The 12,259-nt window shown below is 62.8% G+C and carries 12 protein-coding genes; 5 read left to right on the top strand and 7 right to left on the bottom strand.

Annotated features, from left to right (window positions below):
• Positions 1 to 12 precede the first annotated feature (12 nt).
• Genes ONR57_RS13585 through ONR57_RS13595 form a run of 3 tightly spaced genes read left to right on the top strand, consistent with a single transcriptional unit; the run spans position 13 to position 2,507 of the window.
• Complete coding sequence (locus tag ONR57_RS13585) at positions 13 to 279, top strand: antitoxin (RefSeq protein ID WP_265124042.1); 267 nt, start codon at positions 13 to 15, stop codon at positions 277 to 279.
• Between the two features lie 60 nt (positions 280 to 339).
• Positions 340 to 1,878: an LVIVD repeat-containing protein gene (locus ONR57_RS13590; RefSeq protein ID WP_265124043.1), complete on the top strand. Its 1,539-nt coding sequence runs from the start codon at positions 340 to 342 to the stop codon at positions 1,876 to 1,878.
• Positions 1,875 to 2,507 carry a DUF305 domain-containing protein gene (locus tag ONR57_RS13595; RefSeq protein WP_265124044.1) on the top strand — a complete coding sequence of 211 codons (633 nt, stop codon included), beginning with the start codon at positions 1,875 to 1,877 and terminating at the stop codon, positions 2,505 to 2,507. The genes ONR57_RS13590 and ONR57_RS13595 overlap by 4 nt, the downstream gene beginning before the upstream one ends.
• Positions 2,508 to 2,516: 9 nt before the next feature.
• On the opposite strand, the gene ONR57_RS13600 is transcribed toward ONR57_RS13595, so the two are convergent.
• On the bottom strand, positions 2,517 to 3,977 hold the full coding sequence (locus ONR57_RS13600; RefSeq protein ID WP_265124045.1) for a cytochrome P450: 1,461 nt from the start codon (positions 3,975 to 3,977) through the stop codon (positions 2,517 to 2,519).
• 280 nt (positions 3,978 to 4,257) lie between these two features.
• On the opposite strand from ONR57_RS13600, the gene ONR57_RS13605 reads away from it, so the two are divergent.
• Together ONR57_RS13605 and ONR57_RS13610 are read left to right on the top strand one after the other, a co-directional pair.
• Positions 4,258 to 4,518: an antitoxin gene (locus ONR57_RS13605; protein ID WP_265124046.1), complete on the top strand. Its 261-nt coding sequence runs from the start codon at positions 4,258 to 4,260 to the stop codon at positions 4,516 to 4,518.
• A 138-nt stretch (positions 4,519 to 4,656) separates the two neighbouring features.
• Positions 4,657 to 5,604, top strand: a complete 948-nt coding sequence (locus ONR57_RS13610) for a S1C family serine protease (protein WP_265124047.1) — start codon at positions 4,657 to 4,659, stop codon at positions 5,602 to 5,604.
• 14 nt (positions 5,605 to 5,618) lie between these two features.
• On the opposite strand, the gene ONR57_RS13615 is transcribed toward ONR57_RS13610, so the two are convergent.
• The 6 genes from ONR57_RS13615 to ONR57_RS13640 all read right to left on the bottom strand — a co-directional run bounded on the left by ONR57_RS13615 (position 5,619) and on the right by ONR57_RS13640 (position 12,201).
• Positions 5,619 to 5,993, bottom strand: coding sequence for an ACT domain-containing protein (locus ONR57_RS13615; RefSeq protein ID WP_265124048.1), 375 nt, complete (start codon positions 5,991 to 5,993; stop codon positions 5,619 to 5,621).
• Positions 5,994 to 6,024: 31 nt separating this feature from the next.
• A complete protein-coding gene (locus ONR57_RS13620; RefSeq protein WP_265124049.1) occupies positions 6,025 to 7,413 on the bottom strand; it encodes an NAD-dependent malic enzyme in 1,389 nt (462 codons plus the stop codon).
• A 73-nt stretch (positions 7,414 to 7,486) separates the two neighbouring features.
• Positions 7,487 to 8,212, bottom strand: coding sequence for a uracil-DNA glycosylase (locus ONR57_RS13625; RefSeq protein WP_265124050.1), 726 nt, complete (start codon positions 8,210 to 8,212; stop codon positions 7,487 to 7,489).
• 67 nt (positions 8,213 to 8,279) lie between these two features.
• On the bottom strand, positions 8,280 to 9,380 hold the full coding sequence (locus ONR57_RS23355; RefSeq protein ID WP_265124051.1) for a Glu/Leu/Phe/Val dehydrogenase dimerization domain-containing protein: 1,101 nt from the start codon (positions 9,378 to 9,380) through the stop codon (positions 8,280 to 8,282).
• 144 nt (positions 9,381 to 9,524) lie between these two features.
• Positions 9,525 to 10,604 (bottom strand): ABC transporter ATP-binding protein, encoded by a 1,080-nt coding sequence (locus ONR57_RS13635; protein ID WP_265124052.1) that lies wholly within the window; start codon positions 10,602 to 10,604, stop codon positions 9,525 to 9,527.
• Positions 10,594 to 12,201 (bottom strand): iron ABC transporter permease, encoded by a 1,608-nt coding sequence (locus ONR57_RS13640; protein WP_265124053.1) that lies wholly within the window; start codon positions 12,199 to 12,201, stop codon positions 10,594 to 10,596. The genes ONR57_RS13635 and ONR57_RS13640 overlap by 11 nt, the downstream gene beginning before the upstream one ends.
• Between the last annotated feature and the right edge of the window lie 58 nt (positions 12,202 to 12,259).

Genomic DNA, 12,259 nt, shown 5'->3' on the forward strand with positions numbered 1-12,259 from the left:
AAGGAGGTCTGAATGGGACTCGGCGACATCGTTAACAAGGCAAAGAATCTCGCACAGAAAAGCCCCGACAAAGCACGCGAGGCTATTGACCGCGTTGAAGACACGCTCGATAAGAAGACCGGTGAAAAGTACGGAGACCAGATCCGCAAGGGCGGTGACGCAGTCGAACAGAACCTCGGCATAGCCGAAGCAGCCCAGGCGGCGGGCGAGTCACCAGAGCCGGGCACGGGCACGGCCCCGCAGCAGGGCACCGAGAACGAGAATGAAAACCCAACCTAGAAGTTAACGAAGATTCAGAAAACGTCCTTCGGCGTTACGTGATCGTGATAATTTCCCTAAATGGGGGAATCCACACGGTCACAGGCCCGGTACTTCCTGCGCGTCGGAGCGTCGGTGTGTGCACTGGCACTCGCCGCTACAGGTGCTCCGGCTAGCGCCGACCCCGTCGAGAATTTCCTTGAGGTGCACCGGACAGCCGTAGAACGTGCGGACTGCGGGCCTGGCTCAGCCCCCGAAACCGGCCTGCAAGGCCAGGTCCCCGGCCCGGACCGCGATAGCGGGCGCAGCGCACAGGGTTACAGCTGTAACCTCAGCCTCATCGGTCAGCACCAAGGTCCAGGAGCCGGAATCGTTAGCGCGACGTACGACCACTGCTCCTACACTGGGTCGAATATCCCCATCCCTGAGGCGGCAGGCAGTCCAGGCACCGGCGTGCAGGTTATTGACGCCTCCGACCCCGCCAATCCGAAACACGTGAGGTCCCTGCAAGAGCCACCGATGCTCGCGGGCACGTGGGAGTCGCTCGATGTTCACGAGGGCCGCGGCCTGCTAGCGGGGACTGGAGTAGGCATTCTCGTCGGCGCGGGCGGGTTTTCGATCTACGACATATCCGAAGACTGCACCAATCCCCGATTGCTGAACCACCGGGACGGCACGCAGCTGTCCATGCCGCTGCCCATCACCACTCACGAAGGAGCATTCTCCCCCGACGGCAGAACCTACTGGGCCGCAGGCACCGTCGGCGGGCAGCTTTCGGCGATTGATGTGAGCGACCCAGCCAACCCCAGAGTTGTGTGGACCGGAATCACGGGCATCTCCAACCATGGCTTCGGGATCACCGCTGACGGAAACCGCATGTACATCTCAACCCTCGCCGGTATCACCGTCCTCGACATCAGCGCGGTGCAGCGGCGCGACCCCTTCCCCGTTGTGCCGCATGTGGGCCGCCTATTCTGGTCTGACGGGCAGCTCACTCAGCACACCATCCCGGTTACCGTGGACGGCGCGCCGGTGCTTTTCACGGTCGACGAGGGCGGGTCCGGCGGAGTGAAAATCATCGATTCGCGCGACGATCAGAACCTCAGACTGATCAACACGATTAAGCTTGAGGTGAATCTGCCCGAGAATCTTGGATTATGGGCACAAGACAATTCGGGGAACGGCGCGTTCGGTTACGACGCGCATTACTGCACCGTCGACCGCAAGATCGATCCCACTGCCCTTGCGTGCGGCTGGATTCAGTCAGGCATCCGGGTCTTCGATGTTCGCGACCTTCACAACATCAGGGAGATCGCGTACTTCAATCCGCCCGCGCAACTCGGCAAAGCCGGGCAGCTTGTGAACTCGACGCATGCAACGCTAGGCGCGATCGTGGGTCTCCCCCTCATTGGCTCGATCGCGGTGGCTCGTGCGATCGCCGACGGCGACATTGAGCTTCACGATATTGAGAGCCCCCGCGCCCGTCTGCTCGGTATAGACATGTCGGCGGACTGGTGCATGTCACCGCCAGCCTTCCATGGTGATCAGCTTTGGGTGACGTGCATGGATAACGGCTTCATGGCACTGCAGTTTGAGAACGGTGCGTACCCGCTGTCATGAAGTCACGCCTGGCTGCACTGTGTGTGGCATTGCTTCTGCTGGGTGGCGGGTTTGCGGCAGGCTATTTCGTTCCGCGGGAGAATCACGCTACTGCCGAACCACCGGAATTCGGGCCGGTAGAGGTCGGGTTCGCGCAGGACATGGCAACCCACCATGTGCAGGCGATCGAGCTGTGCCACGCGCTGAGTGCCGACGTCGACGAGATGCTGACGGCACTGTGCACGCAGATCCAGACCAGCCAGACGCAGGAAATCGGCATCCTGACTGGGTGGCTCGAGTTGCTCGATCAACCTCTCGCATCGCGTGCGCCGATGGCATGGATGCATGATCATCACGACTCGGCCCATAGCCACACCGGGTCGTCGTCACCGATGCCCGGCATGGCGAGCTGGCTGGAAGTCGACGCGCTGCGCCAATCGAATGGAAACGAAGCCGAAGTCCAGTTTCTGCAGCTGATGCTCCGGCACCATCAGGGTGGCATCGACATGGCTGGTTACGCGGCGCAACATGCGACCGTCCCAGTCGTTGCGCGGCTTGCCACCATCATGATCAAGGAACAAAGCCAAGAGACCGCGGTGATGGAACAGCTGCTGCGCCGCCGCGGCGGGGAACCGCTTCCCTATCCGTAATAGCGGAATTCACAGCTTCGTCAGTGCGATGGGCAGCCCGTCGGTGGGGAACGGCAGCGAACTCGTATCCCAATGCACTTCATAACGGGGCTTGAGCTCAAGCCGGTACGTGCGCAGAAGGTGATGCAGAATCGTCTTTACCTCAAGCATGCCGAAGCGCATTCCGATGCACCGGTGCGCGCCGCCGCCGAACGGAACGAACAAGAATGGATGCTGCTTGTCCTCGCGCCGATGCGGCGCGAAGCGCTCGGGGTCGAAGTTTTCCGGCTCTGTCCAGAATTCAGGCAGCAAATGGTTTACCCAGGGATCAACGAGCAAGAACGTGCCTTTGGGCACATAGAAACCGAGAATGTCGGTATCCTTCACCGTTTCCCGGATAAACGCCGGAACTGGAGCCACCAAACGAAGCGATTCGCTGATGACGTTCTCGAGAGTCGTCAGCCCGTCGAGGTACGCCGGGGAAACCGGTTCTTCGTGCCCGCTGACCTCGGCGCGGACTTTCTCCTGCCACGCTGGATACTTCGCCAGATGGTACGCGGTGGCGGTCGTGGTGATAGTCGCTGTGTCGTGCGCCGCCATCATCAAGAAGATCATGTGATTTACCACGTCGTCATCGCTGAACGTCTCGCCGTCTTCTGACGTCGCATGACAGAGCGCCGCAAAGAGGTCACGCGAGTTTTCGCGCCGCTTCGCCGGAAGGTGAGAGCGAAAATAAGCCTCGAGCAGTCGACGGCCGCGCAGTCCTCGCGACCACCGGCCACCTGGCACTGGGTAGCGCACGAGCGCCGTACCGCCCCGCACTGTTGCGATAAAAGCGTCGTTCAGCTTGGTGACAAGTGCATCGCTCTCGTCACCGGCATCCATGAATACGCGGGTAGCAACTCCGAGGGTGAGTTGTTTCAGCGTTGGGTAGAGTTCGATGCTTCCCCCACGGGTGAGGTTACGCACGTGAGCGCTGATAACCTCGTCGGCTACGGCGGTATATCCCTCGAGACGCTCACGGGTGAACGCAGCCTGCATGATTCGGCGGTGATAGCGATGCTCATCCGCATCGAGCAACATCAAACCGCGATGGAAGAACGCGTCGATCAAATACCGCCAGCCGCCTTGGGAATACGTGTTGTCGCGGTTTACCAGCACGGCCTGCGTTGCTTCCGGGCCAGCGATCGCGACCCCGCGGCGGCCGAAAACGTTCGCCCACGAAACCGGCCCGAACTGATGGTATCTGCGCATTTGATACGCCGGACCGAGCCGCATCATTTCAAAAGTGTGGCCGAGCAGCGGAAGACCAGGATCCCCAAGCACCGGTTTGAGACCGCTGCCCGCAGGTGGGGTGGCGAACGGTTCTGTTCGCCAATTATGGTGCTCAAGCCGGTCGGCGATGAGACGCGTGCCCGGAAGAGTCGCGATTGTTGGCTTGTGCCGGACCACCGCGTTTTTCAAGTTCTTCGGATGCATTACCGTGCTCATCGGAAAGCCTCCCACCGCGTCTTCATTGACGTCCGTTGCCCCTAATGTACGCCTGGACAGCGGCGAAAGAAATGTAAAATCTGCTTTTTGTTACAAGATGTGGGAATCAGTGGGAGTCGCTGTGTTGCTATCGAATTCCACACAGGGCCGTAACTTCATCTTTTGCTAATTGATCTGTAACGGCGACGCTCGCAGCGGGCAACAATCCAGTCGTAGCGTAGGCGGTGGGTCAGGCCGGAAACCAATCGCCGGAGCTCACTGCGCCCCGAGGAGGTAGCAAATGGTATTAGCGAGCTTGCTGGACAAGGCAAAAAGCCTTGCACAGAAAAGCCCTGACAAGGTTCGCACCGTGATCGATCGCGTCGAAGAAACCCTCGACAAGACCACCGGCGGCAAGTACACCGAAAAGATCCACAAAGTCTCCGATACTGTCGAGCAGCAGCTGGGACTTAGTGCTGAGCCGGACACGGAAGAGGCGGCAGAGGACGCTCCCCTGGATGTGGCCGAGGAGACTTCCGCAGACGACACCGAAGCGAAGTAGTCTCACCACCCGTGATGGCATGACGGCCGCATTACGCTGAGCGCGATCTAGGTGGCGAAACCGCGGCGCCAGGCTCACATTTGGTATCAGGGGCTCACGGCGCCCGCTGAGCCTCGACCGCGCACCAGTGAGGCCGTCATGCCATCTGATCTTTTCGCCGAGCCCTCCGAGCCCAGTAAGCGCGCCCTCGATGCGTACTCACAGGTGGTGGTGGCCGTCGCACACGCCCTCACACCCCACGTTGCGAGCATCAGACACCGGCGCGGCAGCGGCTCAGCCGTGGCGTTCACCGATGATGGCTTCCTTCTCACCAACGCGCATGTCGTGGGACGAGAAACGAGCGGCACGGCAGTTGCGGCGGACGGCACCGAGTCGCGATTCGATCTTGTCGGCTCTGACCGGCTCTCCGATCTCGCAGTTATTCGCGCGCGCGGCGACGGGCCACCCGCCGCGACTCTTGGCACTGCTGACGCACTCTTTGTCGGCGAACTCGTCGTTGCCGTCGGGAGTCCGCTCGGGCTTTCCGGCTCTGTGACCGCGGGCGTGGTCAGCGCGCTAGGCCGGTCCCTCCCCGCGCGGGACGGGCGGACAACCCGGCTGATCGAAGATGTCATTCAAACCGATGCCGCGCTGAACCCTGGCAACTCGGGCGGCGCGCTCGCGAACTCGGCGGGCGAGGTCGTCGGCATCAACACGGCGGTCGCCGGTATCGGCCTGGGGCTCGCGGTGCCGATTAATCCAACCACTCAGCGGATTATTAGCACTCTTCTTGGCGAAGGCCGGGTGCGCCGGGCTTACCTGGGCATTGTGGGCGCACCTGCCCCCGTGCCGGCCCCGCTCGCGCAACGGACCGGGCGGCAGGCGGCGCTGCGGCTGGCAGAAGTCATTTCCGGTGGCCCCGCAGACGCCGCCGGACTCAAACCTGGAGATCTGTTGCTGAGTATCGCGCGCACGCCCGTGAGTACCGCCCAAGACATTCAGCGGCAACTCTTCGGCGAGGTGATCGGGGTGGCGCTGCCTGTCACCGTGCTACGCAACGGCGCGATGGTGGACGTCATCGCGGTGCCTGCCGAGCTGACGACGTAACCCTAGATTGGGTGCTAAGTAATCGCCGCCTTCGCGTCCGCGAGGTTGTCGGCGGCGATGACTAGCCGGTTGTTCGTGGCCAGATACGCAAGAGTGATATTCACCTTGGCACTGCCGAGTTTACGAGCCACTTCACCGAGCATCCCTGGCTTGTCTTCCATACGGACAACCACGACCTCCTGTTCGGAGGTGACCTCGATACAGCCGGCTTTCAGCGCGCTAAAAGCGGCCTCGGGATCCGCAACGAGGACGTGAATTTCCGACCGCCCGCCACCGCTTTGCACGGCGCAGAAGCCTTCAATATTCACCCCGCCCGTGCCGAGAACCTCACCCACGTGGGCGAGTTCGCCTGGATGGTCATCGACAAGGATGGTGAGGTCCGTAGCCATAATCGACACCTCCGTTGTGAGTTCGAGGGCCTCAGGACGCGTGGGCGCGCGCTGCCTCCTTCACTGCTTCTGCAACCGCTGGCGCGACCGCAGTGTCGAAGACACTCGGCACGATGAACGATGCATTGAGCCTGTCGCCGACGACATCGGCGATAGCGTCGGCTGCGGCAAGCATCATCGCCTCGTCGATATCCGTCGCGTGGGCGTCCAGAAGGCCCCTGAAAACTCCCGGGAAGGCGAGCACGTTGTTGATCTGGTTCGGATAGTCGCTGCGGCCGGTGGCAACGACTGCCGCATGTTTGTGCGCCTCGACGGGGTCGATCTCTGGGTCTGGGTTGGCAAGCGCGAACACAATCGCGTCGTTCGACATGGTGGCGATATGTTCAGCAGTAAGCAGATTGGGGGCCGACACACCGATGAAAACGTCCGCGCCGGCGATTGCGTCCTGCAATGACCCGGTCATGCGCGTCTTGTTTGTGTGCTCCGCGAGCCAGCGCAGATTGTCGTCCATTGTTTCGCGTCCCGGATGCACAATTCCTTCGATATCTGCCGCGATAATGTCGGCAGGTTTCTGCGGCAGAAGCAGCCGGATGATCGCGGAACCTGCGGCACCGGCGCCGCTCACGACAATTTTGCAGTCCGCCACCTCTTTACCGACGACACGCAGTGCGTTGCGCAACGCCGCGGACACGCAAATTGCGGTGCCATGCTGATCATCGTGGAAGACCGGGATGTCGAGCAGTTGACGCAGCCGCGCTTCGATCTCGAAGCACCGGGGCGCTGCGATGTCCTCGAGGTTGATTCCCGCGTAGACGGGCGCCAGCAGTTGCACCGTCCTGATGATCTCTTCAGTGTCTTGCGTATCAAGGCAGACTGGCCAGGCATCGACGTCCGCAAACTTCTTGAAGAGGGCCGCTTTGCCTTCCATCACAGGAAGGGCCGCTGCCGGACCTATATTGCCCAGTCCGAGCACCGCTGAACCATCGGTGACCACTGCTACGGTATTGCGCTTGATAGTGAGCCGGCGCGCGTCTTCGGGGTTCTTCGCGATCGCCATGCACACCCGCGCAACGCCGGGAGTGTAAGCGCGCGACAGATCGTCACGGTTGCGGAGACTTACCTTCGGTGCCACCTCCAGTTTGCCGCCCAAGTGAACCAGGAACGTCCGGTCCGAGACTTTGCGCACATGGACGTCGGGAAGCGTGTTCAGCGCCGCTGTGACGTCCTCCGCGTGACCCGCAGACAAGACATTGACAGTGATATCGATGACCATCGCATCCGCCTTCGAATCAACGATGTCGAATGCGGTGAGCACGCCTCCAGCCCGTCCCACCACTGTGGTGAGGTCCCCCGCGGCGCTCACGGATGGTGGGACGTCAAGCCGGACAGTGATGGAATAGCCAGGACCCGGAACGGGCATCAAACACCCCCAGCACTTGTTGTGAGTTAGATCACATCAACGATATCGTGTGTGGGGTTCGGTGTCCCGCACTTCACAGACCCGACTGGCTGCGCGCCCGCAGGAGCACAGCGTCGATCATCGCGGGGGTGAGCCGCCCCGTGAATGTGTTGTGCTGACTCGGGTGATAGCAGCCTAGGAGGGTCAGGAGGCGTCCATCCGGGTGCGAAACGGCACTTTCCGCACCATGCCCGAACTTTGGCCGTGGCCGGGGCAGCTCCCAGCCCGCACCAGCCAGTGTCGCGAGCAGCGCCTGCCACCCGAACGCGCCCAGCACAACGGCCACACGCAATGAGGGGCTGAGCAATTCGAGTTCACGCGCGAGATACGGCGCGCAGCGGTCCCTCTCTTCCGGCGTCGGCTTGTTCTCCGGCGGCGCGCAATGGACCGGCGCGACCAGACGCACACCATGCAGTATCAGCCCGTCGTGTTTGCTAACCGACGCAGGCTGATTCGAAAAGCCCGTGCGATACAGCGCCGCGTACAGCACATCACCACTCTGATCACCAGTGAACATCCGGCCCGTGCGGTTACCGCCATGCGCCGCAGGGGCCAGCCCCACTATCACTACGCGGGCCGAAGAGTCTCCGAAGCTCGGGACGCCGCGCGCCCAGTACGTGGCGCCGGCGAAACTCCGGCGTTTCACACGGCCGACATGCTCCCGCCATGCGACAAGTCGCGGGCACGCGCGGCAATCCGCCACCAGCGCATCAACGTCCTTGAGCGTTGCCGCATCTCGGGCACGGGCCGGCCAGTCCATGCAACCCGATGGTAGGCCGCCTGGGGAGGCCGCGGCGGGATTCCGGCAGTCCTCCCCAGGCACTACGTCAGTGCGACGCTAGCTCAGCAGCGCGCGGCCAGAATCCTGAGCCGCCCGAGCGCACCGCGTCAGCCATCCGGCGCTCCGCGATCCGGTCCGCAGCCTTCGCGGCCGGGACGCCTTCCGCGGCCGCCAGAGTGAACACCTCTTTCGTAGTCTCAAAGATCCGGCTGACCTTTCGCTTCGTACGCTCGAAGTCGAAGCCGTGCAGTTCATCCTCCACCATGACAACCCCGCCAGCATTCACGAGATAGTCCGGCGCATAAAGGATTCCGCGTTCGGCGAGGACGTCTTCGATACCGTCGTGGGCGAGCTGGTTGTTCGCGGCTCCGCACACAATCTTCGCGGTGAGCACTGGGACCGTTTCGTCGTTCAGCGCACCACCGAGCGCACACGGCGCGTACACGTCGATGCCACATGCGATGAGCGCAGTCGCATCGGGGACAACCGTCACTTCTGGGTGAGCGTGCTTCACCCGTGCGACGGCTTCCTCACTGACATCAGTGACCGTCACCGAAGCACCCTCGCTGAGCAGATGCCCGACGAGCAACGTCCCGACTTTGCCGACACCAGCGACGCCCACACTGCGTCCGCGAAGCGAGGCGCTGCCCCACAGGAACTCCGCACTTGCGCGCATCCCCTGGTATACGCCGTAAGCAGTCATCACCGATGAATCGCCCGAGCCACCGTGCTGAGGTGATCGGCCCGTCACAAACCGGGTCTCTTCCCCGATCACATCCATGTCGCCCACGTACGTGCCGACGTCGCACGCGGTGATGTAGCGGCCACCAAGCGACTCGACGAAGCGGCCATACGCGCGCAGCAGGTCGTCAGTCTTGAGTAGCCGCGGATCGCCGATGATCACCGCCTTGCCGCCGCCGAGAGGGAGACCGGCCAGCGCATTTTTGTAGGCCATGCCCCGTGAAAGATTGAGCACATCGGTGAGTGCGTCAGCCTCGGATGCATAAGGGTAGAACCTCGTGCCACCCAGGGCCGGTCCGAGTGCGGTGGAATAGATACCGATGATCGCCTTCAAACCGGTCGCGGCGTCATGACAGAAAACAACCTGCTCATGACCGGTTTGGCGTTCGAAAACACCTCGAGTCACTGTAGTGCCTCCACTTAGTCGTGGCGACCGCACGCTTGTGGCAGCGGCCGCACATTCTTGTATGACGGCCTCACCTTTAATGATCCGCCTTTTCTAGTGTGACAGCTATCACCGCGGAAATCTCGCCTTGACTTTGCGCCGGGACTAGGCGTGTCGCTCTCTTATCGCACTCGAAGGGGCGAGCACGGCGGTGTTCACCTCGATTCGGACCCAGTCCCCTGGACTCAATCCCGGCGGTGCGTAAGCGCGGCACTGCACTCCCGCCGTTTCCACCACGTACACCACGTCGCGTCCCTGAAACAACGCATTGGCGACGATGCCCGTCAATGCGTCTCCTATCTCAGCAGGCGCGATGCTCACGCACTCCGGGCGCAGCGGGTAGACACCCTGCTGCCGGAACGCTATCGCCACGTCGCTGCCGTCCCACACAACCGCTCCCCGCCCCGCGGCCGGGCGAAACGCCGCGCCCGCCCAGTCTCCGGGTATGAGTGCAGCATTGCCGAGAAACTCCGCGACGAAGGGCGACGCTGGCTTCCTGTAGATGTCCGCAGGCGCTCCGATCTGCTCGATCTGCCCGTCGCGCATAACTGCGACCCGGTTCGCCATTGCCAGCGCCTCCGACTGGTCGTGCGTGACATACATAATCGACGCGCCGGTGCGCCGGTGGAGATTCTGGATCTCCCTGCGCATGTCATCACGCAACGCGGCGTCGAGCGCCGAAAGCGGCTCGTCCATCAGAAGTCGCCGTGGATCCGCCGCGATCGCCCGCGCGAGCGCGACACGCTGACGCTGGCCGCCGGAGAGCTCATGCGGCCGGCGACTCGCGAGTTTCTGCAGGCCCGTTAATTCGAGAACCTCGCGTACGCGCGCTTCTGGCCGCGCCCGGAGGCTTTCCGGCAGCCCGCGCTGATGACGCAGCGGGAACCGGACGTGCTCCGCCACATCTAGATGCGGCCACAGTGCGAACGATTGAAAGACCATCCCGAGGTGTCGCCGTTCCGGTGGGAGCACGCGACGCTCGTTCGCCACGGTGTGCCCGTCGAACGCGATCGTGCCAGCAGTTGGCGCCAGAAAACCCGCCAGCAGCCGCAGCAGCGTGGTCTTGCCGCACCCGGAGGGGCCGAGAATGGCAAGGAACTCACCGTCGTCAACGGTCAGTGAAACGTCGTTCAGCGCCGTATGCCCACTGAACGTTTTTGTCAGGCCCACAACGTCAGTGGCCACGTGACCTCCCTGGGTTCAGATACCGCGCACAGATAAGCACCAGCAAACCCATGACGCCGTATGCGATGAGCAAAAGAGTCGACAGCGCCGCGGCCAGTGGTGCACTGCCCGCGCGCTCGAAGCCCATCACGACGACTCCGACAGTTTGCGAACCGGCTGAATAGAGTATCGCCGACACCGTTAACTCACTCATCGCGTTCACCGCAATGAGGAAGGCACCAGCGAGCAGACTTCCTGACAGCAGCGGAAGCACCACCCGCCGCCAGGCTGTACCCGCACCTGCGCCACACGCGCGCGCCGCCTCAATCGTCGCCGGGTCCAGCGCCGCGAGCCCGGCAGCACTCGCGCGCACCTGGAAGTACGCGAAGCGCGTCACATACGCGACCAGAAGGATGAGCCAGGTGCCGTAGATGCCCGGGTAAACCCCGGGGAACGGTTGCACCCACGCGAAAATTGCGGCAAGAGCAACCACCACTCCGGGCAGCGCAAACGGTACAGCCACCGCGACATCGACGATCTTGGTGAGTGGTGACGGGTATCGCAGACGAGTGTATGCAACGAACGTTCCAAGAACGAGACAGACGGCCACTGTCAGCACGGTTAACCGCGCGCTTACGGCCAGCGCGGTTCGGACGCTGCTGCTGTGGAGCAGGAACTCATAATGACGAAGCGTCAGGGTGTCCCAGGTCGCCGTGACACCCACGGCGCTTGACAACGAGCTGCGCACCATCGCGTACAGCGGCACGAAGCTCAGCACGGCCGCACCGCCGCCTACAGCGACCGCGACGGCGCTGCGGGCGCGTCCCAAGAAGACCCGTGGTGGCGCGTCCATTCGTACGTCGACATTGACTCCGCCCCGGCGCAACAGAAACCACTGCAGCGCGGTGCCCGCTAATGCGATTGCTCCGAGAAGGAGTGCGAGCACTGCGGCTCGGGTGAAGGCGGCCGGACCGAAGCCAATCACCTGCTGATAAATTGCCGTGCTGAGTACCTGAATATTCGCCGGTGTGCCCAGGAATGCGGGCACACCGAAGTTGTCCAGGCATGATAGGAACGCCAACAAGCCGCCGCCGGCGATCCCGGGCAGCGCGGCGGGCAGCGTCACGCGCACCGCCGCCGCGACCGGTCCCGCGCCACTTGCGCGCGCTGCGTGCTCGATCTCCGAAGGTATCGAGCGCAGCACGGCCACAACCAGCAGGTATACGATCGGCGCCGTCGTCAGCGCGAGGACGAACACAATACCGGCTCGGGTGTAGAGGTTGACGTCCAGGAAGCCGAGCGGGCCGTTTCGCCCGAATGTCCGCACCCATGCGAGCGCAACAACGTAGGACGGCAGCACAAAGGGCAACAGGATGAGGATCTGAATCGCGCGTTTGCCCGGCACATCGGTGTACGCGATGAGCCACGCGAGCGCGACGCCCGCCACCGTGGCGATCGCCGTCGCGGCACCCGCGATGCCGAGTGTCGTACGCACGACCTCCCACGTCGTACGCGAAGCCAGTACCTCGCTGTACGCGCCGAACGCGATACCCTCCGTACCGGCGCTCAAGCGCAAGAGCCGCCAGATCGGCAGCACGAAGAACCACGCGATGACCACCAGGAGAATCGTGCGCGCGACACTCGATCGCGAGCGGGCAATTACCCCGTGGCGCGGG

This window comes from Hoyosella sp. YIM 151337, from assembly GCF_026041215.1.
GTDB lineage: Bacteria > Actinomycetota > Actinomycetes > Mycobacteriales > Mycobacteriaceae > Hoyosella.

Excerpts from the sequence above, each read along its gene's own strand:
- ONR57_RS13585 (WP_265124042.1), top strand. The coding sequence starts at position 13 with ATGGGACTCGGCGACATCGTTAACAAGGCAAAGAATCTCGCACAGAAA.
- ONR57_RS13590 (WP_265124043.1), top strand. The coding sequence starts at position 340 with ATGGGGGAATCCACACGGTCACAGGCCCGGTACTTCCTGCGCGTCGGA.
- ONR57_RS13595 (WP_265124044.1), top strand. The coding sequence starts at position 1,875 with ATGAAGTCACGCCTGGCTGCACTGTGTGTGGCATTGCTTCTGCTGGGT.
- ONR57_RS13600 (WP_265124045.1), bottom strand. The coding sequence starts at position 3,977 with ATGAGCACGGTAATGCATCCGAAGAACTTGAAAAACGCGGTGGTCCGG.
- ONR57_RS13605 (WP_265124046.1), top strand. The coding sequence starts at position 4,258 with ATGGTATTAGCGAGCTTGCTGGACAAGGCAAAAAGCCTTGCACAGAAA.
- ONR57_RS13610 (WP_265124047.1), top strand. The coding sequence starts at position 4,657 with ATGCCATCTGATCTTTTCGCCGAGCCCTCCGAGCCCAGTAAGCGCGCC.
- ONR57_RS13615 (WP_265124048.1), bottom strand. The coding sequence starts at position 5,993 with ATGGCTACGGACCTCACCATCCTTGTCGATGACCATCCAGGCGAACTC.
- ONR57_RS13620 (WP_265124049.1), bottom strand. The coding sequence starts at position 7,413 with ATGCCCGTTCCGGGTCCTGGCTATTCCATCACTGTCCGGCTTGACGTC.
- ONR57_RS13625 (WP_265124050.1), bottom strand. The coding sequence starts at position 8,212 with ATGGACTGGCCGGCCCGTGCCCGAGATGCGGCAACGCTCAAGGACGTT.